Source organism: Desulfitobacterium sp. THU1 (assembly GCF_038181555.1).
Lineage (GTDB): Bacteria > Bacillota > Desulfitobacteriia > Desulfitobacteriales > Desulfitobacteriaceae > Desulfitobacterium.
The window spans coordinates 87,213-110,493 of the sequence record NZ_JBBWUA010000010.1 but is presented as its reverse complement, the minus strand read 5'-3'; the positions used below and the strand labels follow the sequence as shown (position 1 = coordinate 110,493).

Here is a 23,281-nt window from a genome sequence, read left to right as displayed (position 1 = left end):
TTAGGCACGCCGCCAGCGTTCGTCCTGAGCCAGGATCAAACTCTCCATAAAATTTATGAAGAAAATTTGATTGCTCAAATTGTCTTTACTCATTTGACGAGTCATTGGCTGTTCCTTGTTGTTTAGTTTTCAAAGACCATTTTGGTTTTCCACCGCTTTTCAGCGGCGAGATTTATATTAGCACTTTTGACGAATTTCGTCAACCGCTAATTTTCAGTTGAGCAATTAACTGGAGCGGGTGATGAGAATCGAACTCACGTAACTAGCTTGGAAGGCTAGCGCTCTACCATTGAGCTACACCCGCAAAAGGCATGGTGCGCTCGAAGGGATTCGAACCCCTGGCCTTCTGATTCGTAGTCAGACGCTCTATCCAGCTGAGCTACGAGCGCATGTTATTCACAGTATTTCTGCGTCAACAGTTACTAATTATAACCGATAAATATAAAGAAAGTCAATCACACAATTGATCTTTTATTGTTGTTCTATGATATGTCACCCTAGAAGTGTTCTGAACTTATTTCTCAACTTCAAATATGCCAAACTTAATCTTTATTCCTTGCCTGCTGAACTTTTCTTCGTATTCCGTCATGATATTTTCCTGAAAATTGCTTTGGTGTAAATCAAAATCGACTAGCTTTTCCCGAAAGCCCACATTCTCGAAATATTTTAAGCTATCTTTAAAAAGTTCATCATCATCCGTTTTAAACCAAATCTCAGATCGATTTTTCAAGATTTTTTTATAGACTCTTAAAAAGTTAGGATAAGTAAGTCGTTTGTGGTGATGCCTACGGCTAGGCCAGGGATTACAGAAATTAATATAGATTTTCTCTATTTCATCCGGACTAAAAATCTCTTCTAGCTTGGCAATATTCATGGGAATAATCCGTACATTATTTAAGTTCTTTTCATTAATTTTTCTTAATGCTATAACTAATACTTCATCATAGAGGTCAATAGCTATATAATTGAATTGGCTTTTGAGTTCTGCGCATTGACTAATAAACTGTCCTCGCCCACATCCTAATTCCAGATGGATCGGCAGATCATTATCAAAAATCCCCCGCCACTTACCTTTATAGTCGTTAGGGTTGATAATCACCAAGTCATCGTTTTCCAACTCGGGTCTTGCCCAAGCTTTTCGTCTAAGTCTCATTTAATTTCTCCTTAAATAGTCGCAGAAGACTATAGATAGCAACCGCGATAGAATAATCTGAATATCCTACTTAATATTAATGAAGTATACAAAAAGAGTATCACTAATTCAATAGATACATACATCTCAACCAACCATCAGGGTGTAAGTTATCCGAGCATAAGTTTATCTGAGTATTAATTGAACTGAAGGAGCATATTTATGAGCTATAGTAAAGATTTCATCCGTAATACCATGATTATTTGTCTCTTAACTTCCTTTATCGCGCCCTTCATGGTTAATTCCGTTAACATTGCCATTCCCGCAATTTCACTTGACTTCGCTGGAACTCAGCTTCATTTAAACTGGGTCGTGACCAGTTATCTTTTAACCAGCGCTGCCTTATCTTTACCCTTTGGTAGGTTAGCCGATATTCTTGGCCGTAGAAAACTCTTTATGTTAGGCATCGGGTTATTTGGTCTTAGCTCATTAGGCTGTAGCATGGCCTTCTCTCTAAATTCCTTGATTTTCTTCCGATTCCTGCAAGGAATTGCCAATGCTATGGTAACAGGTACTTCCATGGCGATCCTAACCTCTGTGGTTCCCCCCCAAGAGCGCGGTAAAGCTTTGGGGATTACCTCGGCAGCTGTATACATCGGTCTTTCCCTCGGACCAGTCTTGGGAGGGTTGATTATTCAAGTGATCAACTGGAGAGGGATTTTCATTTTTGGCTTTGTTGTCGATTTGATCATTCTGCTCCTCATCTTCACCAAACTCAATGGCGAATGGAAGGTTGCTGACGGTGAGGCTTTTGATTATACCGGAAGTGCACTTTGGGCATCAGGTTTGGCTCTGGTATTATTAGCCTTGTCAAATTTGAGCTTAAACCCCCTCTATATTATTGTTTTACTCATCGGCATCAGTCTGTTAATTTTCTTTGTGCGACTTGAACTAAAAACAAGCTCTCCAATCTTTGCTATCCGAGTCTTTGCCAAAAATACTCCCTTTATCTTTTCAAATTTGGCCACGGTCATCAATTATAGCGCTACTTTCGCCTTAAGCTATCTTTTATCACTCTATCTACAGCTCGTATTAGGACTGGAAAGTTCCGTGTCAGGATTGATTTTGCTCTCTCAACCCGTCCTGATGGCCATAATTTCTCCTTTTGCCGGAAGACTGTCGGATAAAATGGAACCACGCATCCTATCCTCCCTTGGCATGGGGATCACCGCTGTAGGACTCTTCTTTATCATCTTCCTTCAACCGACAACTCCCATCATACTCATAATTGCTAACTTGGTTTTCATCGGTATTGGCTTTGGTATCTTCTCCTCACCTAATACCAATGCGATTATGAGTTCAGTGGATAAACGTTACTATTCCATTGCTTCTTCTACTCTAGGAACCATGAGGTTATTAGGCCAGACCTTAAGTATGGCTGCTGTATCCCTCATTACCTCAGCTTTTATCGGAAATATAAGCCTAAATTCCAGTGAATATCCTCAGGTTTTCATGGCAAGCTTTAAGGTCTCCTTTACAGTATTCTCCATACTGTGTGCTTTCGGAGTTTTTGCCTCCCTAGCACGTGGCAAAAAAGTTGATATGGATACCCCAAATTCCTAATTCCGTAGCTGTATTGTTATTTGCTCGTGTTTTTAGTTCGACTTCCGTGTAAGAGAGTTACGCCAACAGTAATAATTGTTAACATCAATCCTATTATTGCTGCCAATCCGTAAGCTACAGTATTGGCGGGGATAAACACTGTACTCAGTCCATTCTCTCCATTAACGCCAAGCCCCAAAGCTAAGGTTTTAAGTCCCGGTATGAAATCGATCTGGTAAATAATGTGCCCTGCAATAATTATAGGAATAAAAGCAAAGACCAGCTTAATCCGTTGCGAAGCCGCTTTAGTCTTAAAAGGTCTGCCCAACCACCAACCAGCAAATCCTCCGAGGATTGCAGCAGAAAAGTAGACCAAGGTAAACCAAAGATTCCACTGATTCCTTGGCAAAACATTATGGAGAGGCTCAAAATACATGATCGGAAAAATAATAGCAATAATAACCCCAATAAAGACTACATAGCCTTGGTTAACACGAGTTATATGCCAAACTTCCCGTGAAGGCACACGGAGATTAACTTGAACATTTTCATGTTGGCAGTTGCGGACGCAGTTGAAACACAGCTTACAGTCCAAATTATTGTCCAGGTAGGGAAGGTGCTGACTCATCGGGCAGCCTTTGACCCCATCTCTACCCACATAACAATCGAAGGTTGTACATTTATTGAGGCAGACGGCAGCATCCGCTCGCACTTCCAAAATTGAACCAATCGAGGCCGTGCCAATAAATCCACCCAATGGGCAAAAGTGTCGACACCAGGCATGGCGGGGATAGAGCACACTCACAAGGATGGCCAACCCTTGAATGACGATGAGCAACACAGCCGTATACAGCATATGGGAGCGCATGTTAGAAAAGACTTCCGCCCAGAAAATCAAAGCAAATAGAGCACTCACAATGAGGTAATCATATTTTACAAATAGAGCAGGCAAGGGTCTTTTCGGGTGGTAGCGATCCTGAACAAATTCCATAATCTTAGAAAATGGACAAAAAGTACACCAGAGCCTACCTAAGAAAGGCGATAAAATCGCTAACGCCGGCCACCAAAAACCCCAAACAAGAATGAAGGCTTTCATGGTAATCGATAGCTGAGGAAGAAAAAGCAGACCGATAATCAGCAAAAGAAATGATCCTGCTGAAATCCATTGTAGGCCGTTGAGAAACCTTCTTTTCAGGAAGATACTCTTAAAAACTCCCCACTGTAAAAGATTGATTTTACTCCCCAGTTTTTTAGCTGTAGGCCCAAAGAAGATTTGTTCCAACCCAATAATGTCCTAATCAGCGAGAAAAAAGGCTCTCTCCATGACCTGAATGAGTTCGGTTACATTCCCTTGACGATAATTATGCGATAACAAGAGTTGAGTTGCCTCAGGTGTCAAAACCGGCACCTTACGGCCATTTTTTTGAGCCAGACTCTCAATAATTCCTTGAGCAATAATCGGAATATCTCTTTTACGGTCACGGATAGGTGAAATAAGGTAGCTATGGGTGAAGCAAGCGGCCAATTCTGGCATAAGATGAAATTCCTCGTGATTTGCATCCTCTTGAATGCTGCCAATAATCAAGCATTTGGTTTGAGCGTTAGCAAAAACCTCCGCCAGTCTTACCTGCTGTTGCGGGGTAATGCGCTCAATCCCTTGGATAAAGAGGGTTCCCCCGGCTGCAATATCCATCAGATTATAGGTCGGATAGGAGCCACCTTCTTCGTGTTGTTCATCGTTTAATAAATAGCCCCATTGCTGCTCAAAACGCTGACCATCAAGGACCACAAAGGGAGCCGTCTCTCCGAAGAGTCTTTGGTGAGCATACCAAGCAACCATCTGTCTCCCCGTTCCTCTTTCACCACGAATCAACAAATGGCCTTCATGTTCTTCAAGCATCGCAAATAAACGTTCTACCTCATGGGTCGTTTTCACACTACCCCATATCCCATAAAACTTATCTTTATATTGGGTTAGCTGGATAGCTGAACGAAGCACTTCCTTATATCGGTTGAAGGAAAGCACCTGATTCGCTTCAACAAGGGTGTCGTTTAACTGTCCGATGATTGTGCCATAGATTTGAGGCCAACGGAGTAGAATACGAGCAAAGTCTTCGGCGCTGATTGCTAATAGGCGAACTGATCCCAGACTGCGGACGGTTACCGTCGAAGGTTTTCCAGTAACCAAAGAGACTACCCCAAAAACTTTACCGTCACTATCCAGTGCCCCTTCGTGTAAAATATAGACAGAAGTAGGTTTCTTCCCTTCTTCGATAATCAGCGAGCCCTCTGGGTAGGTTTCCCAGTGAAACTCATTGGCACACTCCATTTGATCCCATTGTGTTAAGTCAGTTAGAAATGGCACTTCTGAGAGAAGCTTAAGTTTTTCATTCATGGGCTCACCTCCCCTAAACCGATGCGCTTAAGTTAAATCTACTATACGCGATATGAAATATCTCTGCCAACGATTAAAAATTCACAAGAAATAAGAATACATGATACATGGGAGGTGATTTCTATGCCTTATGAAAAAATTGTAAAAGGCTATCCCTTATATCTGGCCGGAGACATCGGCGGAACTAAAACTCTCTTAGGGCTTTATTCCCTAAAAGGCACCGCGCTTTCCTTAGTCAGGGAAAGAAAACTTTCTAGCAGGGAGTGGGATGATTTAACACCACTTATTCAAGGATTTTTAGATGAGATGACACTCACCCCCGAAGACATAACCGGGGGCTGTCTCAGTCTGGCTGGCCCTATTACTGAGGAAACGTGTCTGCTCACCAATTTGAACAGGATTATTCACTTCCAATCCTTGCTTTCCACCCTTAATTTTCAAAGACCCTTGCTTTTTGTCAACGACCTAGAGGCTATGGGACAGGGCTTAATGGTTCTGGAAAATGAGGATTTGCTCTGTCTTAACCCTTCAGTATTCAATTCTTCCTCTAACTCTAGCCCTACTCCTACTTCTACTTCTGCTCCTACCTCTACCTCCAAATCCATCTCCCCATCTTCTCTGAATCGGGCACTGATTGCCCCCGGTACTGGCCTGGGTCAGGCCATGATCCTAGGTGATCACCAGATCTATGCCACAGAAGGTGCCCATAGGGATTATGCTCCCCGCACAGAACAGGAAATACGATTGTTGCGTTTTTTAACCCAAAAATACGATCATATTAGCTACGAAAGAATTTTGTCTGGCCCCGGGCTGGCAAATATCTATCATTTTCTGCGCTGGGAAGCCCATCCCCACTCTCTCCGTGATCCCCTCCCTACTCCTGAACAAATCACAAAAAGAGCCCTAGCCGGAATCTGTCCACTCTGCACAGAAACACTAGAGCTCTTTATTAAAATCCTGGGTGCGGAAGCAGGCAATCTCGCTTTAATGACCCTGGCCTATGGGGGAATATACCTGGGTGGGGGGATCCCCCCCAAAATTCTCCCCAAGCTACAAGAGGGTGGTTTCATGGAGGCCTTTCTCGCCAAAGGCCGTTTTCGGGACCTTCTATCCACCATTCCTATCTATGTGATTCTCAATGAAAGAGCGCCTTTGCTGGGAGCTGCCTACCTTGCGGCAACAGCTGAATATCCGAAGAATTAGTACCAATAAAAAATCTACTCTTTAGTAAAGAATGCCCCTGTTCCAGGTTCACCTCATGTTCCGGATTAATCGCCAAATGAAGCAAAATCTTAAAAACCATCTCCTGCTGTTCCGCTGCTTGGATTTCCCAAGCGATTTCGGGGACCGAAAACCCTTTCCCGGGGTGGCGTTGCAAAAAGTCTAGGACTTTGTTCTTGAGCTCAATCGCTTCTCCTGCAACTTTTTTGCCCATTTCTACAGCCGGTTGGTGATAAGCGTTAATCCCCACCAAAAGGGCATAAATACTTACAGCCCGCTCAAACAGGGCGATTAATACTCCGATGGTGTAGGCGTTGATTTCTTTTACTGTAATGGTAATCGATTCGCGCCTTTTTTCTGTCAGTGCCTCCCGTGTTCCTAAAAGGAAAGCCTGCAAATACTCCCCACTTGTGCTATTTTCAGCCATTATGGGTGAAGTCCCTTCCCGATCCTTTAAAACCTCAATCAACGTGACAAAGAAATTATCCGGTCCTTCAAGAAGCTGTTGTACATAGGAATGTTGATCCGTTGACCCTTTGTTACCAAATACTGCAATACCTTGATGGACCGTTTCGCCTTTCAGGTTCTTTTCCTTCCCGAGCGATTCCATGACTAATTGCTGGAGGTATTTGGTGAATAACTCCAGACGATCTTTATAGGGAAGTACCACCATTTGTTTTCCCTGTTGATCTTGGGTGGCGTAATACCACATTAAGGCCAGAAGGGCCCCTGGATTGTGCTGAGTGTCCGTACACCGAGTTCGTTCATCACAGTCCTTGGCACCCTCTAATAGATTGCTGATATCAATCCCTTGCAAGGCAAGAGGAAGTAGTCCTACAGAGCTTAGAACCGAAGTCCTCCCCCCCACCCAATCCCACATGGGGAACGCTTTAAGCCAATTCTCTTTGTGAGAGGTTTCGGCCAATTGACTACCGACTTGGGTAACCGCTACTGCATGCTTAGGAAAGGAGAGCCCTAGCCCCTGATAACGAGCCTTAACTTCCAGCATACCATTACGCGGTTCAATCGTACCGCCACTCTTAGAAATGACAATACAGAGGGTGGAATCTAATTCATTCCCAATCTCTCCTAACACGTAATCAATCCCATCGGGATCGGTATTATCGATAAAAAAGGATTTCATTTTATTCCTAGGAGAAGCTAAGGCCGAACTCACAAAGCGGGGACCTAAACTTGAACCACCTATTCCGATGATTAGGATATTGCGAAAGGCTTGCCCCTTTTCCCCGGCAATTTCTCCATGATGTATTTGCTCCGCAAAGCAAAGGATATCCTCAATGTTATCTTGGATGCCTTGAGAAATCTCCATAGATGGAGCAATATCTGGATTGCGCAACCAATAATGTCCTACCATCCTTCCTTCATCAGGATTGGCAAGAGCACCGTTCTCCAGAAGCTCCATCTCACCATATACTTTCTCCATATCCTTCGCCATCTCGCTGAAAAATTGCTCAGAGTAATTCATTCGACTGATATCTAAAAGCAATCCCAGCTCGTCATCATTATATAAATAGTGTTGAAAGCGTTCCCACGATTTAATAACCACCAACTCCTGTCTCTGTTATTGGTACTCAGTCAAACGGTTATATTTTTTTGCTAAACTCCTTAGCTTAGCACTTACATTTTCGGTTAAGGACATTTTTTCCACACGCCAGTTCCAATTCCCTGCATTTGTACCCGGTTTATTCATTCTTGCGCGAGAATCCAGTTTTAAAACATCCTGCAAGGGAAGTATAACCCAAGTTCCTTGACTTTTGTATAGCTCTTCAATACTCTCCTCGACACGCTGGAGAGCCTGAACCTCGTCATAGCCCTGGGATAGAAACCAGCCTAAGAGGGTGTCGTTATCATGTGTTCCAGAGTAATAAATACATGGTTGACCGGTTATCCCTTGGGCACGCTCTTCTGCTACACCTTCTTCCGTCAATGGGGAAAACTGCAAGACCTTCATCCCCGGAAATCCAAAGATATTTTTGAGCACCTTCACTTCTGGGGTGATCGTGCCCAAATCTTCGGCGATGAGAGACAAGGGGCCAAATTCCTGAATCAAGGATTCAAAGAATCGTTTCCCCGGCCCTTTCAGCCAACGGCCTTCTTCCGCAGAGTTTGCTCCTCCTGGGACTTCCCAGTAGGCTTCAAATCCACGAAAGTGATCCAGGCGCAACACATCAAAGCGCTCTAACCCTTGTCTAAGGCGATCCTTCCACCATACATAATCCATCTTAGCCAAAGCATCCCAATCATACAAGGGATTACCCCAATTTTGCCCCTTAGGACTAAAATAATCCGGAGGGACCCCAGCAGTGCCTTGGGGGATATTTTCTTCATCAAGATTAAAGAACTCTCGATTGGCCCAGACATCACTACTGTCATAAGCCACAAAGATCGGGATATCCCCCATGATGATGATGCCCTTTGTGTTGGCATAACACTTTAATTTTTGCCATTGGTAAGCAAAGGTATATTGAACAAAGTTCGTCATGTTTATTTCCTCTGCCATTTCCATGGCTAAGGCTTCCATAGCTTCTGAATCTCTTATGCAAAACTCTTTTTCCCATTCATACCAGGGCAAACCCTGATATTTTATCTTTAAGCACTTATAGTAAGCATAATCTTGAAGCCACACCTGATTCTCTTGGATAAATGCTTGGAAGCGGCTGGGATTGAGGTATTTCTTGTGATCAGAATCAGTCACCCCAGGTTCCTCAGGTTCATCTGTTTCCCCAGGTTCAACAGGCTCCACGGACTCCCAAGGTCCCCCTTGAGACATCACCAATTTAAAGCGCTGGTAAGCCAGTCTTAGCAGATTATCTTTATAGGCCTTCACCCATGCGAAGTTATTCCCCTTATCAGTTTCAAAATACTGTTCATAATCTTGTTCATAATATTGCTCATATTCTCTTCGCGCTTCTTCTTCCCTCAACAGCCCTACCTCAATCAGCAGTCCTATACTTATATAGAGCGGACTGCCGGCAAATGCCGATTCACTCTGATAGGGTGAATCTCCCTGATCTGGGGGGTTTAGGGGCAGTACCTGCCACGCCCTTTGTCCTCCCTCAGCCAGGAAATCGATAAAAGCATAGGCTTCTTTCCCAAAATCACCAATTCCCCAAGCTGATGGAAGGGAGGAAACGGGCTGCAGGACACCGCAAGAGCGAGTCATTAGCTCCTTTTTGAAAGATTGGTCAATGGAATGCTTCTGGCAGAATAAAGACTGGCCTGACAAGGGGGGCAAAGTGAGTTTTATTTTGATTCTTGCCTCAATCTGTATACGAGAGCCACTACAAGGATTCTGATTAGCATTAGCATTAGGATGAGGATGAGGATGAGGATGAGGATTAGAATTAGAATTAGAATTAGCATTAGGATCAGAATCAAGCTCAGAATCACGATTAGGAGTAGGATTAATATTAGGAGTCAGAGTAGGTTTGGAAGTGGAATCAGTCTTTGCGAAGATGACATCCCCCTCAAACAGATCAATAACCTGCTGTACATTCTGCTCCAGCTCGATTTTCACTACTCTCGTCTCCGAGCAACTACGGTTAACTAAGGTAATAATTTCTTCCTTTTCTCCCTTACGTTTGAAGGCATAAACATCCTTCTCTAAGGGACATGATTCAAAATCACCCTGTTGAAGCACATCATACTCCTGTCGATAACGCAGCACTCGTTTAACCCAGTGCAGAATTTCTTGATCCTCTCTCCCCCACGGGAATGTTCCTCGGTTATAGGGATCTGGATACCCTTCCAATCCCGCCTCGTCCCCATAATACAAGCAAGGCACTCCCGGGAAGCTCATTTGAATCAGGGTAAAAAGCTTTAAACGTTGGGTGGCCAACCAACGTTGGTGAGGGGGTAAGCGATAGTCTTCCTGTTCATACACATTAAGACCTTCCCGAGCCGGTGCTTCACCCAGCAGGGTTAAAATGCGAGCCCGGTCATGGCTACCGATTAGGTTCATTTGGCCAAAGAAATTCTCCTGGGGATAATTCTCATAAAGGTTCATAATCCGCGCATGAGCCTGGTAGGCATTTTGATCCCCCAGTAAAAAACCCAGAAAAATCTCCCGAAACGGATAATTCATGGTGCCATCCAATTCCGATCCCCAAAAGTATTGGCGCAATTTTCCGTAGCTGGACTTATTAGTAGGGTCTTCCCAGACCTCACCGATCAGGACCGCCTCAGAATCCTTTGTTTTCATCGCCTGACGGAATTCCTGGATAAATTCATCCGGCAGCTCGTCAGCTACATCCAAGCGCCAGCCCTTAATTCCACGATTCAGCCAAGTCTGCAATACCCCTTGGGGGGAATGGATAATATAATCTCGGTAAGAAGGGTCAAGTTCATTTACTTCCGGTAGGGTTCTAACTCCCCACCAACAGGAATATTCCCCCTCTTCTTGCCACTTATACCAAGAGAAATAGGGTGAGTCAGGAGATTGATAGGCCCCTATACTGGGATAATTTCCATAACGATTGAAATAAATACTATCGTCGCCGGTATGACTGAAGACCCCATCCAGAAGAATCGCAATTCCTAAACGACCTGCTTCACTTATCAATGCGTTAAAGCTGGACAAATCTCCATACATAGGGTCGATGGTGAGATAATCCCCCGTATCATACTTATGATTGCTTGCGGCAGCGAAGATCGGGTTAAGGTAGATGATGCTTATCCCCAGTTCCTTTAGGTAGGGTAGCTTTTTTAGAACTCCCAGTAGATTCCCGCCAAAATAATCCCAACGCAGGACCTCACCTTTCTCATTTTTGATATAAAAAGGTGTATCGTACCAGTCCCCATGCACGAGGGCCTTCGGGCGAGGATTCAGGACTTTGCCTCCTTCGACTCCATTGAAGAAGCGATCTACATAGATCTGATACATGATCCCACGAGTATACCAGTCGGGCAAGCACATGGGCTTATACACGGTAATTTGATATCCCGGAGGCTCTTGATCATAAATCCGACCCTCACCGCCCAATCGATTCTTGTTATTCCCGTAGTAATAGACTTTCCCGCTTACCCTAAAAATAAAAAAGTACCAGACAAGCCCAGGTTCATCCGGTACCCGATAATCTACTTGGAAGGTTACTCCTTCGCCCAGGAGACTGCTTACGCCTACCTTAGCACAGGCCATCGGCAGCAAAGCCTCCTTGCCTCCCTCCCATAGACGCAAAAAGCATTCTTCAATCCGGTGTTTCGTCTTAATATGAATACTCAACCGAATTCTGCTTCCACTAGGAGCTGCCCCAAAGGGTGTGCGAAACAATTCAGAGTGAGAATGATGGTAAGCCAGAACCTCCACAGGCATCTCTCCCATAATTTAAAATCTCCGATTATCTTAATCTGTTTTTCTTATTTTGTTTTAAAATAATAGACATCTTCATAGACATCATAATATTTTGCAGCCGAGCGACTCCAGCTAAATTCTGAGTTCAGCGCATTTTCCTGTAGCTTTTGCCAAGCCGCCTTATTTTCTCGAAACATTTTTACCGCCTCTTGAATAGCGTAGAGAAGCTCATGGGCATTGTAGTGGGTGAAGGTAAAACCATTGCCTTCTCCTGTTGTAACCGAATAGGGCTTGACAGTATCCTTTAATCCTCCTGTTTCTCTCACTATGGGGATATTCCCATAGCTCATGGCAATCATCTGGGCAATACCGCAAGGTTCATAACGCGAGGGCATAAGAAAAGCATCCCCCCCTGCATAGATGCTTTGGGCAAGGTCATCCTGATAGCATAGCAGAGCCCTAAAATTATGCGGGAACCGCTCTCTAAATTCTCTAATCCTCTTTTCATAATGGGGGTCGCCACTGCCCAGAATGATCAATTGAATGTCTAGGGCAAGGATCTCCTCCAGGATATGAAGAAGTAGGTCCAACCCCTTCTGTTCAACAAGCCGTGAGACCATACAAAGAATCGGTATATCTTCCGATTCCAACAAGCCCAGTTGAGCCTGCAATTCCTTTTTATTCGCTCTTTTAGCTGCCAGACTATGCTCACCCTTCGGTGCAGGAACACCATTAAGAATACCGATAAGGGAATCCTTCCGCTCATGAATCACCCCATGGAGTCCTTCTCCCCAGTATAGATGCTGGATTTCCTCCGCGTAGGTTGGACTGACCGTCGTCACACGATCACTATACCGAATGCCTGCTTTCATAAAGTTGATAGCCCCGTTAAATTCAAGCCCCTCCGGGGTGAAATAGTCCCAACCCAATCCCAATACATCAGTCAAGGTTTCTTTAGGGAAGATCCCCTGATACTTTAAATTATGAATAGTGAATAGGGTCCTTAGCTTGTAATAAAGGGTATCCTGGGCATAAAAGGCCTCGAGAAAGAGAGGAATCAAGGCCGTGTGCCAATCATGACAATGAATGATATCTGGTTTGAAATCCGGAAGATAGCGAAGGCTTTCCAAAACCGCCCGGCTGAAGAAGGCATATTGCTCACCTTCATCCTCATCGCCATAGCACTTAGAGCGCCGAAAATAGTATTCGTTATCTAAAAAATAATAATGGATGCCCTGGTATTTCAACTCATCTAAACCGCAGTACTGGTTCCTCCAGGCTAAGGGCACTGTAAAATTACCTAGGGGTTTCATTGCTTGGCGGTAGCTACTTGCTATACTACTGTATTTGGGTAGAATGACCCGAATCTCAACCCCCTGCTCTTGCAAAGCTAGAGGTAGCGAACCGCCTACCTCCCCTAGTCCCCCCGTCTTAATAAAGGGATCCGCTTCGGTTAAGGCAAAAAGCACTTTCATTGGCACAACTCCTTAGATGATTGCTTTCTTGGAGATTACCAAAGGCTGATTGACTTGTCCTTGGAGGACATTGCCTTCATTTACCGCCACGAATTTATCGAGAATAACATTTTGCAGTTTCGAACCCTTACCGATGACGCATTTTGACATGATAATGCAATTTTGAATCTCGCAGCCCTCTTCAATCACTATCCCTCGGGAAAGGATGGTATTTTCTACAGTACCCTCGATCGTGCAACCACTAGATATTAAAGAATTCTTCACTTGTGCCTTCTTCCCATATTTTGCGGGGGGATTGTCTCTTATTTTAGTGCGAATAGGCTGGGTATTGATGAATAAATCCTTACGTATTTCTTCCCTCAGCAAAGCAAGGTTGCTTTGAAAATAGTCACTGACGGAGTGAATGCGACCCACATATCCACCAAAAAAATATCCATGAACCTTAAGTTCGCCAAGATGCTGGGCGATGATCTCAATCAACTCAATATTTTCAACGCTTCGGTAACCTTCAATCATCTGCAGCAGAAGTTCACGACGAATAATAAATAGATCAATAAAATATTTACAAGGAGTATCTGGTCCGGACATCTCGCAATTCTTACCCAACCCAGTTATCCTTCCATCCTCTTTTCCCCGAAGATAGATTAGGTCTTCCCTTTCGAAGGGACGATCGGATTGGTTGTAGACCAAGGTAACATCAGCCTCTACCTGGTCATGATGATCGATGATGGGCCGAAAATCCGCATTGAAAACATGATCCGAACTGCTGATAATAACGTTTCGGGCACAATCCTTTTCCAGAAACTCTATATTCAAGGCGATATCCTTCAAGCTAAACCGAATATCATAATGACCCAAGCTATGGATAGCACCGGGCAGAATAAACAATCCCCCAGATTTGCGATCTAAGGACCAATCCTTTCCTGCTCCTAAATGGTCAAGCATAGGGCGATATTGCTGAGGGGTGACTAAGCCAACTGTTCGGATTCCTGAGTTCACCATACTGGAAAGAGCAAAATCTAAGAGTCGATAGCGACCACCGAAGGGGACCGCTGCTATGGGACGTTCTTGCGCTAAACCCTGCAAGACACTAGAGTTCATATTCGCCGAAATAATACCGATAGCACTACTCACTGTCCCCCCTCCTTCCTTACATCATCCTTAGTGACATTCTTTCCTTCGCCGATGACCGCTCCCCTCGGTATTTGCAAATGGTCCCCAATCACCGTAATCCCTTCCTGAGCCGGCTCATCCTCACCCTCTACGCCAATACAACAATCATCTTGTACTGTCGCATTCTCCCCTAAGATGGTTTTCCACAGCCTAACATTCTTATGGACCTCAGCATTGGGGAGCAATATAGAATCTTCAATAAAGCTCCCTTCTCCCACATAGACCCCCGCCGAAATAATGGAATGATGGACCTCCCCAAGGATCGTGCACCCATTACCGATCAGACTGTCTTGGATTTTTGCCTCAGCGCCAATATAGTGGGGGGCCAAAATCTCCTCATTAGAAAAAATCCTCTGCTTGAGTTCAAAAAATTTATCAATCTTTTCTTCACGCAAAACCTCCATATTGGCATTGTAATAGCTCTCGATGGTGCCCACATCACGCCAATAGCCATGAAATAGATAGGAATAGATCCTCTTCCCCTGTTGCAAAAGGCGAGGTATCACATTCTTGCCAAAATCCTTTTCAGAATTCACATCGGCTTCATCCTCCCAAAGGGCTTCTTTAAGCACCTCCCAGTTAAAGATATAGACGCCCATGGAGGCTAAGTTGCTCTGGGGATGCACTGGTTTCTCGGCAAATTCGCTGATTCTCCCGCTCTCATCCGTCGTCATAACACCGAAACGTGAAGCTTCCTCCCAGGGGACAGCAATAGTCGATAGGGTGACTTCTGCCTGAGCTTGTTTATGGAAGGTTAGCATATCGTAGTAGTCCATCTGATAGATATGGTCACCGGAAAGAATCAAAATGTACTCCGGATTATAGAAATTAATGAAATCTATATTTTGATAGATCGCATTGGCTGTTCCTTTATACCAGCTGCCTTGATTCTCACCCAAAAATGGTGGCAAGATATGAACCCCACCATTTAAGCAATTCAAGTCCCAAGCCGAACCCTTGCCGATATAGGAATTCAGCACAAAGGGTTTATACTGGGTCAGGACACCCACCGTATCAATATTTGAGTGTGTGCAATTACTTAGGCTAAAATCAATAATCCGATATTTACCCGCAAAGGACACAGCAGGCTTGGCAATATTGCGAGTTAAACTTCCTAGCCTACTCCCTTGTCCCCCCGCCAATAACATGGCTATACACTCTTTTTTTCGCATAGCTACTCCTCTTTCTCCTCAATTCTCCGACAGCGTGCTCGCCAAACCTGATGGGCATATTCCCGTATGGTCCGATCACTGGAGAAAACTCCCGATTCCGCAATATTGTGTAGAGAAGATTGAAGCCACTTTTCTTGATCGAGAAAACGCTTTGACGCTTCTTCGAAGGTCATCATATAGGATTCAAAATCCTTGAGAACGTAGAATTCATCATTATAGAGAAGCAAACTATCGTAGATTGCTCGAAATTCTTGTGTGTTTTCTAATAAATAATTAGAATTCAGCTGCTCAAGGATCTTCTTTAAGCGCGGATTAGTATGATACTCATCCCAAGACTTATAGCTGCGATTTCTGTTATACTCGATCACTTCATCTGCGGTGAGGCCAAAAATAAAGATATGCTCATCTCCTACGGCCTCACTAATCTCTACATTAGCCCCATCTAGAGTTCCTAAGGTAAGGGCCCCATTCATCATAAACTTCATATTCCCCGTACCGGATGCTTCCTTGCTGGCGGTTGAGATTTGCTCACTGAGATCCGCTGCCGGATAGATTCTTTCCGCTAAGGAGACGTTAAAATTCTCTAGGAAAACCACTTTTAATTTTTCCTTCATGCGCTGATCCTTATTAATTTTTTGCGCAAGGTCATGAATCAGCTTAATAATGCTTTTGGCATAGTGATAGCCAGGCGCAGCTTTCCCGCCAAAGATAAAGGAATACGAACTTTGAACGGCCTCTGGGTCCATTTGCAGACGATTATAGAGATCCATGACCTTAAACACATTGAGAAGCTGGCGCTTGTAGGCATGAATCCGCTTGACATGCACATCATAAAGGGAATGGGGATCTAGGCATATTCCCTGCTTTTCTTGAATCATCAGCGCCAATCTTTGTTTGTTTTGGTATTTCACTTTACCTAATTGCTCCATAAAACTAGCGTCTTCTTGATAGTGGTGAAGCTTTCTGAGCTCACTCGCATTCGTCTTCCATCCTGGACCAATGGCTTCAGTGATAAGCCCAGAGAGGGCAGGATTAGCCGTTAAAAGGAAACGCCGATGATTAACGCCATTAGTTAAATTTGTGAATTTATATCCGAAGATACGGTGAAAGTCCTTAAAGACATGGTGCTTTAGAATCTCCGTGTGCAGCCTAGCGACACCATTGATAGAATGACTACCGATAATAGCCAGATTTGCCATGCAAATCTGACCCTCTCTTATGATAGGTGTACTTTTTAACAATTCTTCACAGTTAAAGAAGCGCCTTAAAAGCTTCTCCTTGAACCGTCGGTCAATCTCTTCAATAATCAGATAGATCCTGGGCAGAAGATTCTCAAGTAAGCCAACCGGCCATTTTTCAAGAGCCTCCGGCATAATCGTATGGTTCGTATAGGAAATGGCATCCACCGTGATATTCCAACTCTCCTCCCAATCCATTCCCTCTTCATCAATGAAAATCCTCATCAATTCAGGGATACAGAGGGCAGGATGGGTATCGTTAATATGAATTGCTACACCCTGAGAAAAGTCCTTTAAGGTTCCATTGCGTTTTTTATAGCTACGCACGATCGCTCCGAGTCCCGCAGCCACGAAAAAATACTCTTGCTTGAGCCGCAGCTCCCTTCCAGCAAGGTTACTATCCTCCGGATAGAGGATATAAGAAATAGACTCAACTTCTGACTTGTAGCTTAAAGCTTGCGTAAAGTTTCCTTGGTTAAATAAAGCCAAATCCAATTCAGAGGATAAGGGTTCCGCACTCCAGAGTCTTAAATTATTGATGAGAAAGGGATTTTCATAGCTGAAGATGGGGATATCATAGGGCACTGCTAACACCGGTTCATAGTTCTCATGATGGAATACGAGTCTCCCATTGACCCTTTCAGCCCTAATGTTGCCTTTAAACTTGACAACGATGGCCTTATCTGGTTTTCTGGTCTCCCAAGGATATCCGTTCTTCAGCCAATGATCGGCTATCTCTGTTTGCTGGCCGTTGATGATTTTCTGTTCAAACAGACCGTACTTATAACGAATACCGTTACCATGGCCGACGATCCCGAGAAAAGCCATTGAATCCAAGAAACAGGCTGCTAAGCGACCCAACCCCCCATTCCCTAAGCCGGCATCGCTTTCTTGAGCAATCAGGTCTTCTAGGTCAATATTGAGCTCTGCTAAGCCCTCGCAAACAATAGTTTCAATGCCGATATTAATCAGATAATTATTCAGCAGCTTCCCGATGAGGAACTCCATGGAAAAATAGTAGACCTGCTTAGCGGGTTGTTTTTGATCTGCTGTATAGTTGGTAAAGGCTCGGCAGAGGCTTATCTCTTCCTTGAGAAGTACTACTAAGGTGTGATATTTATCCCAGAGGGTTCCTTCTTCAATGGACTTCCCCTTAATCTCAGCAAATTTCTCCTGATAAGCATCCTTAAAGCTATTTTTATCTGAAAACATCTTAATTTTTCTCTCCTTCAAAAACCGACGTATTACAATGTCTATTCTTCGCCCCAATATTTATGCATGTACCGGTTTTAAAAGGATAGCTCCTAGCGCAGGAACCCGTAGTTCCAACGAATACTCTCGTCCATGCCAGGGAACCCTTTCCACCATGATAATTCCTGTATTATTCACCCCTTGACCACCGTAGTCTGCTCTGTCCGTATTGATGATTTCCCTATATCCTTTGGCTTTTTCCACTCCGATCCGATATTGAGTATAGCTGTGGGGTTGGAAATTGATGAGCACCACCAAACGATCCTGAGGTTCTTTGCCTTTACGACAAAACACGAGGATCCCTTGTTCATGGTTATGCACATCGATCCACTCAAATCCCGACCAACTCAGGTCATTTTGCCATAAAGCCTTTTCTTCTCCATAGATAGCCTGAAGGTGTTGAAGAAAAAGGTGATACTGCCGATGCCTGTCAAACTCAAGAAGAAACCAATCTAGCTCCCGATCCTCTCGCCATTCAATAAATTGGGCAATCTCACCTCCCATAAAGAGCAGCTTCTTCCCAGGGCAACAGAGCCAATAGGTCATTAAGCCTTTTAATCCTGCAAACTTTTGCTCGTAATTTCCGGGCATCTTATTCAATAAGGACTTTTTACCATGGACTACCTCATCATGGGATAATGGCAGAATATAGCTTTCTGAATAGGCATACATCATGGGAAAGGTTAATAGCTGATGATGCTCTTTTCTTTGCTCAAAATCCAAGGAGATATAACGCAGGGTATCGTTCATCCAGCCCATATTCCATTTAAATGAGAAACCTAGCCCTTCTTCTTCTAGAGGCCTTGTTACCCCCTGCCAATCCGTAGCCTCTTCGGCAATCATCAGCACATCAGGAAAGAGAGCATCTACAGTTTCATTAAGACGTCTCAGAAATTGAACGGCCGCTAAATCCTCTCTCCCCCCCAAAACATTGGGCTCCCAGGCTTTATTTTCCTTGCCATAATCCAGGTAGAGCATGCTGCTTACCCCATCCACTCGTAGGCCATCCACATGATAAATCTCCAGCCAGAAGATAGCATTAGAAATCAAAAAGCTCCATACTTCCGACCGAGTATAATCAAATTTATAGGTACCCCAATGCTCGTGAACTTCCTTCTCAAAGAGAGCACTTCCGTCAAAGTTTCCTAAGCCATGGGCATCCTTGCAAAAATGGCCCGGAACCCAATCCATAATCACGCCGATATCCGCCTGATGGCATTGGTCAATCAAAGCCATCAGATCCTGGGGAGTACCATAACGACTGGTACTAGCATAGTATCCCGTTCCCTGATAACCCCACGACCCGTCATAGGGGTGCTCCAGCAAGGGCAGAAATTCCACATGGGTATAGCCCATTTTTTTCAAGTAGCTAATGAGCTCAGGCGCAATTTCCCTATAACTATAAAATCCACCTCCCTCCTTACGTTTCCAAGAACCGAGATGCATTTCATAAATAGATAAGGTCATCAGCTTATAGTCGATAGTTTTGCGTTTGTCCAGCCAAGTCTGGTCGTGCCAGAGATAACCCTCTAGGGAATATACTACTGAAGCTGTATTGGGCCTCACTTCGGAGAAGAAGGCAAAAGGATCCGCTTTCAGCACTCTTTCTCCAGCAGCAGTCAAGATTTCGTATTTGTAAATCTCGCCTTGTTCTAAGCCTGGGATAAATAAAGTCCATACCCCATGGTCCTCCCATTTATTCATGGGATGATTTACACCACACCAGTCATTAAAATCCCCTACGACTGAGACATGAGTTGCATGGGGAGCCCATAAGGAGAAAAATGTTCCCCATCGCTCCTGATGCCTTATAAAATGTGCACCGAATTTAAGGAAACTATGATAAAACTCACCGCGATTAAAAAGAACCATCTCTTCTGGGGTGAGCAAAGAATCGTTCTTATGAAGTTCTATACTATCTGCCTCCTTTCGGTGAATGGGTGGAAAAATCCTGGACTAAACGAACGACTGCATCATAGATGGAGCTATCTCCATCAAGCCGAGATTTGTATGATGCTTGTCTGTAATTCACTAAATTCTATGCTTTTCCGTCTTGCTTTAGAACGAGCAATTGCATTATGAGCAAAATGGGGCAAATACAGGTAAGTCCAGCATTAAAATGTATTGACACAGCTGTATTACCTATGATATCATATAGAATTTTACAATCCTCGGTTTTTGTGCTATACTATTAAAAGTAAATCATTTGGGGGGTGACTCGATGTTTCAAGTGGGTGATAGGGTTCTCTATCCCATGTATGGGGCGGGAATTATCGATTCCATCGAAGAAAAAGAGGTCTTAGGTGTTAAAGGACAGTATTACCTCTTGAACATTCCTCATGTCCATATGGAAATTATGATTCCTGTCGGAAAAGCTGAGGATTTGGGTATTCGGCAAGTGGTCAACAGCGAAATCATCGATGATGTGTTGAGTTTCTTATTTCAGGGAGATACAGACCCTGTAATTTTCGAAAGCAATAACCGCTTTTACCGTGATATCAATAAGAAGAAAATGAAAAGCGGGGATATCTTTCAAGAGTGCGAGATCATTCGGGATTTAACACGAAAAAGCAAGCTCCACAAGCTCGGCATGGAAGATAATAATATGCTGAACAGCGCCTGCCAGATCATAACCAGCGAAATTGTTCAAGCCAAAGGCATTGAGATGGAAGAAGCCGTCGAAATGCTTCAGGAAATTATTACCCGTGCTAAAGATGAACATGAAAAGCAAGAGTTATTAGGATAACTCACCAAAGCTATAACAAAGAAACCAGCATCTCATATTGAGACGCTGGTTTCTTTTTCTGTTGCTATATTCCCTACTCACTACTCCTGATCCCCTAAAGGACCCAAGAGCGTAGCTTAACATACAGTAGAGAGCGATTTCACTGTGTATAAGGCAGCTAAGGCTTCTGCCTCGCTTCACTCGCCATAAGCCAAGCTTTCTTTAGCGCTGAGGGGCGTCGAGCGGACGACGTTTCCATAGCATTAGCGGAGCCACGGTTCACTTCAGGTATAACCCTCAGGTTTGGCGTCGAAAGTGTCCGGTGGACATTTTCGCCTCGGCGGAATCCACAGATGATGCTTTCCCGCCGGGGGTTCTGCTAGGGAAACAAGGACGCTAGCCCTGGAGCGCCTGAGCGGCGCGGATGTATGTTATAGGAAGCTCGGCTTGTGTGAAGAATGAACAGAAGCCCTAGCTGACTTATCCACGGAGTGGATAAGCTACTCGACCCAGATGTACTTTTCATTCACCAGTGGTGCCGTATTACGGCGTGGAATTCTGCTTAAGGCTATCAGCATAATAATTACTTTGGATGAGCAAATCAGCAATAGCTAAGCCCTGAACAGCATGTTCCTTAAACTCTTCACTATCTCCGATAAAAGTTCCATCGGCCAAAACCACATAATCTCTTTCCGTAGTAAGCAAATTCCGGCCTAGGGCCTTTTGAGCATATGCTTCATCTTCAATTCCCATCAGATAGGCAACTGTAGGCAGAATGTCAATCTGTCCTCCGGTGGTTTCAATGACCTGGGCATCCATTCCCTTTTTATAAATAATAAAGGGTACTTTATGATCATCAACACTCCACCACTCTTCTTGCGGTTGGATGCTGGCAAGCTCGCTATTATAGTATTTATGAATCCCGCCATGATCTCCGTAAATAACAACTACTGTATTATCTAAAACTCCCTTTTGTTCTAAGCTATCGAGAAAAGCCCCGATTTGCTGATCCGTGTAATGGATACTCTGGAAATATCCACCCAGCTTTGTCTTATCGATCTGCGGATCGATTTTCAGCTCTCGGTATTGCGCGGGAAGATCAAAGGGACCGTGACTGGACATGGTAATGATATAATCCAAAAATGGCTGTTTTTCCCCGCCAACGACAGGCAGCATTTGGCGCAGAAAACTCCCATCACTTAAGCCCAAACCAATTTTCTCATCCTCATGGAAATCCGTTATATCCAAGGTATTTGCATAGCCTATTGAAGTCAAAGCTTCAACCCAATTCCAATAACCCGCATTATCTGGATGGCTAGCCCGCGTTGTATACCCTTTTTCGGCAAGAAGCATGGGTAAGGAATAATACTCATTAAGAGGATAGCGGAAGAAAGTACTCCCTCTGCGCACAGGGTATACCGATGCGTTACCCAAAAGCTCAGCATCTGATGTGGTGCCATTCCACACCTGTTCATAAAAATTGGGAAAGTAGATGCTGTTCTTCAATAACCTATTTAAAGTCGGGGTTATTTCTTGGTTTTCAAAGCTTTGCCCTACAACGAAGTTCTCAAGAGATTCAACCTGAAGAAGGATTAGATTTTGCCCAGCAAATATTCCTTTCAACTCATTAGAGGGCGTATCCTCTTGGTTTTGGGCAAACCAAGCTTGGATGTCCTCCTGTTGCTCCTGTGTTAATTCAAGGGTCTGATTTTCCTTCAGATAGACATAATTGTCATAAAAGTGATAGCCCAAAGGAGATAGATTCCTCATGGTATCCGTGGGTGCCCAGCAGATTCGGAAAACCATCTGATTCTCCCCATTCTCGGCAAGATCATAACGATAGTGAGCAGAATAAATAAATCCGACAGCCAGTACACAGAACATCATAAACCATGGGATTTGGCGAGAGATTCCTTTACCCAACCCCTTCTTCTTGAGCAGTATGAACAGCCCTAAGACGCAATCTAAAACAAAGAAGATATCTTGGATAAAGAATAATGAAAAGATTGTACCCCCCAGGTCCTCTAAATTCCCGATTTGTTTGAGAAGGTGTAAATTGATATAGTCACCGAAGCCACGAAAGTACACCAGATCAGCAATCAATATGATAGAAAGTGTCGCACTAAGCAGCCAAGTAGCCCAAAGACGGCTTCGTCCCTTAAATAAGAGTGCCACCGAGAAAAAAAGTAGCGTGAAGCAAAGGGCTATACTGCTTGACAATTCATAGTCGTGCTCGAAGTAAAAATTCCAAGCGCTATTCCAGGAAGTCGTTAGTCCCATAAAGACCTTGACTTTGATATATCCCAAAAGAAAAGATCCTAACCAATAAGGATCTGGTAAGAGTTCACTAATGAGGCGCAGATTTCTTTTTATCGTTTGATATTGAAGGGCAGACATTCAATCACCTTAATTATTAGATACTTGCTCCTAAACAGCAGTATTAATTATAGCATACCATGGCAACCCTTAAACTCTCCCTAAAAGGATGAAATCTCGCCCTCACCCTCCCCTCATGTTAACAGAGCATACCATACTTGCTTTTCCTCCATAATACAAAAGAGAGCTCAGATGAACTGTGTTCAGTTC

General features: G+C 44.0%; 13 protein-coding genes, 2 tRNA genes and 1 pseudogene. 4 read left to right on the top strand and 12 right to left on the bottom strand.

From position 1 onward, the window contains the following. Positions 1-230 precede the first annotated feature (230 nt). The 3 genes from AAC978_RS10245 to trmB all read right to left on the bottom strand — a co-directional run bounded on the left by AAC978_RS10245 (position 231) and on the right by trmB (position 1,153). Positions 231-304: transfer RNA gene (locus AAC978_RS10245), tRNA-Gly, on the bottom strand. An 8-nt stretch (positions 305-312) separates the two neighbouring features. Beyond that, positions 313-389: transfer RNA gene (locus AAC978_RS10240), tRNA-Arg, on the bottom strand. Between the two features lie 125 nt (positions 390-514). Then, complete coding sequence (gene trmB, locus AAC978_RS10235) at positions 515-1,153, bottom strand: tRNA (guanosine(46)-N7)-methyltransferase TrmB (RefSeq protein ID WP_341547934.1); 639 nt, start codon at positions 1,151-1,153, stop codon at positions 515-517. 201 nt (positions 1,154-1,354) lie between these two features. On the opposite strand from trmB, the gene AAC978_RS10230 reads away from it, so the two are divergent. Further along, complete coding sequence (locus tag AAC978_RS10230; RefSeq protein ID WP_341547933.1) at positions 1,355-2,755, top strand: MFS transporter; 1,401 nt, start codon at positions 1,355-1,357, stop codon at positions 2,753-2,755. A 16-nt stretch (positions 2,756-2,771) separates the two neighbouring features. Here the strand turns inward: AAC978_RS10230 and AAC978_RS10225 are convergent. Then, positions 2,772-5,129: pseudogene (locus AAC978_RS10225) on the bottom strand (cyclic nucleotide-binding domain-containing protein). A 123-nt stretch (positions 5,130-5,252) separates the two neighbouring features. On the opposite strand from AAC978_RS10225, the gene AAC978_RS10220 reads away from it, so the two are divergent. After that, positions 5,253-6,332, top strand: coding sequence for a glucokinase (locus AAC978_RS10220; RefSeq protein ID WP_341547932.1), 1,080 nt, complete (start codon positions 5,253-5,255; stop codon positions 6,330-6,332). Here AAC978_RS10220 and AAC978_RS10215 read toward each other — a convergent pair. The 7 genes from AAC978_RS10215 to glgB are packed head-to-tail and all read right to left on the bottom strand — an operon-like array spanning position 6,265 to position 19,842. Continuing rightward, positions 6,265-7,920 (bottom strand): glucose-6-phosphate isomerase, encoded by a 1,656-nt coding sequence (locus AAC978_RS10215; RefSeq protein ID WP_341547931.1) that lies wholly within the window; start codon positions 7,918-7,920, stop codon positions 6,265-6,267. The two genes, AAC978_RS10220 and AAC978_RS10215, sit on opposite strands and share 68 nt — an antisense overlap. 12 nt (positions 7,921-7,932) lie before the next feature. Then, a complete protein-coding gene (gene malQ, locus AAC978_RS10210; RefSeq protein ID WP_341547938.1) occupies positions 7,933-11,682 on the bottom strand; it encodes a 4-alpha-glucanotransferase in 3,750 nt (1,249 codons plus the stop codon). A 44-nt stretch (positions 11,683-11,726) separates the two neighbouring features. Continuing rightward, the gene (gene glgA, locus AAC978_RS10205; protein ID WP_341547930.1) at positions 11,727-13,136 is read right to left on the bottom strand and encodes a glycogen synthase GlgA; all 1,410 of its coding nucleotides are present in this window, start codon (positions 13,134-13,136) and stop codon (positions 11,727-11,729) included. A 12-nt stretch (positions 13,137-13,148) separates the two neighbouring features. Continuing rightward, positions 13,149-14,270: a glucose-1-phosphate adenylyltransferase subunit GlgD gene (gene glgD, locus AAC978_RS10200; protein ID WP_341547929.1), complete on the bottom strand. Its 1,122-nt coding sequence runs from the start codon at positions 14,268-14,270 to the stop codon at positions 13,149-13,151. Next, a complete protein-coding gene (locus AAC978_RS10195) occupies positions 14,267-15,481 on the bottom strand; it encodes a glucose-1-phosphate adenylyltransferase (RefSeq protein WP_341547928.1) in 1,215 nt (404 codons plus the stop codon). The genes glgD and AAC978_RS10195 overlap by 4 nt, the downstream gene beginning before the upstream one ends. Before the next feature lie 2 nt (positions 15,482-15,483). After that, complete coding sequence (locus AAC978_RS10190; RefSeq protein WP_341547927.1) at positions 15,484-17,931, bottom strand: glycogen/starch/alpha-glucan phosphorylase; 2,448 nt, start codon at positions 17,929-17,931, stop codon at positions 15,484-15,486. A 60-nt stretch (positions 17,932-17,991) separates the two neighbouring features. Then, on the bottom strand, positions 17,992-19,842 hold the full coding sequence (glgB, locus tag AAC978_RS10185) for a 1,4-alpha-glucan branching protein GlgB (RefSeq protein WP_341547937.1): 1,851 nt from the start codon (positions 19,840-19,842) through the stop codon (positions 17,992-17,994). Between glgB and AAC978_RS10180 the strand changes: the two genes are divergently transcribed. Both AAC978_RS10180 and AAC978_RS10175 read left to right on the top strand, forming a co-directional pair. Beyond that, positions 19,774-20,052, top strand: a complete 279-nt coding sequence (locus AAC978_RS10180) for a hypothetical protein (RefSeq protein WP_341547939.1) — start codon at positions 19,774-19,776, stop codon at positions 20,050-20,052. The genes glgB and AAC978_RS10180 overlap by 69 nt on opposite strands. Positions 20,053-20,191: 139 nt before the next feature. Continuing rightward, complete coding sequence (locus AAC978_RS10175) at positions 20,192-20,716, top strand: CarD family transcriptional regulator (RefSeq protein WP_341547926.1); 525 nt, start codon at positions 20,192-20,194, stop codon at positions 20,714-20,716. Between the two features lie 522 nt (positions 20,717-21,238). On the opposite strand, the gene AAC978_RS10170 is transcribed toward AAC978_RS10175, so the two are convergent. Beyond that, positions 21,239-23,092, bottom strand: a complete 1,854-nt coding sequence (locus AAC978_RS10170; protein ID WP_341547925.1) for an LTA synthase family protein — start codon at positions 23,090-23,092, stop codon at positions 21,239-21,241. Between the last annotated feature and the right edge of the window lie 189 nt (positions 23,093-23,281).

What these genes read in the sequence shown, in the direction of transcription:
- AAC978_RS10175 (WP_341547926.1), top strand. Translation starts at nt 20,192, where the DNA reads ATGTTTCAAGTGGGTGATAGGGTTCTCTATCCCATGTATGGGGCGGGA.
- trmB (WP_341547934.1), bottom strand. Translation starts at nt 1,153, where the DNA reads ATGAGACTTAGACGAAAAGCTTGGGCAAGACCCGAGTTGGAAAACGAT.
- AAC978_RS10230 (WP_341547933.1), top strand. Translation starts at nt 1,355, where the DNA reads ATGAGCTATAGTAAAGATTTCATCCGTAATACCATGATTATTTGTCTC.
- glgB (WP_341547937.1), bottom strand. Translation starts at nt 19,842, where the DNA reads ATGGTTCTTTTTAATCGCGGTGAGTTTTATCATAGTTTCCTTAAATTC.
- AAC978_RS10190 (WP_341547927.1), bottom strand. Translation starts at nt 17,931, where the DNA reads ATGTTTTCAGATAAAAATAGCTTTAAGGATGCTTATCAGGAGAAATTT.
- AAC978_RS10180 (WP_341547939.1), top strand. Translation starts at nt 19,774, where the DNA reads ATGCCTTATAAAATGTGCACCGAATTTAAGGAAACTATGATAAAACTC.
- AAC978_RS10170 (WP_341547925.1), bottom strand. Translation starts at nt 23,092, where the DNA reads ATGTCTGCCCTTCAATATCAAACGATAAAAAGAAATCTGCGCCTCATT.
- malQ (WP_341547938.1), bottom strand. Translation starts at nt 11,682, where the DNA reads ATGCCTGTGGAGGTTCTGGCTTACCATCATTCTCACTCTGAATTGTTT.
- AAC978_RS10220 (WP_341547932.1), top strand. Translation starts at nt 5,253, where the DNA reads ATGCCTTATGAAAAAATTGTAAAAGGCTATCCCTTATATCTGGCCGGA.
- glgA (WP_341547930.1), bottom strand. Translation starts at nt 13,136, where the DNA reads ATGAAAGTGCTTTTTGCCTTAACCGAAGCGGATCCCTTTATTAAGACG.
- AAC978_RS10195 (WP_341547928.1), bottom strand. Translation starts at nt 15,481, where the DNA reads ATGCGAAAAAAAGAGTGTATAGCCATGTTATTGGCGGGGGGACAAGGG.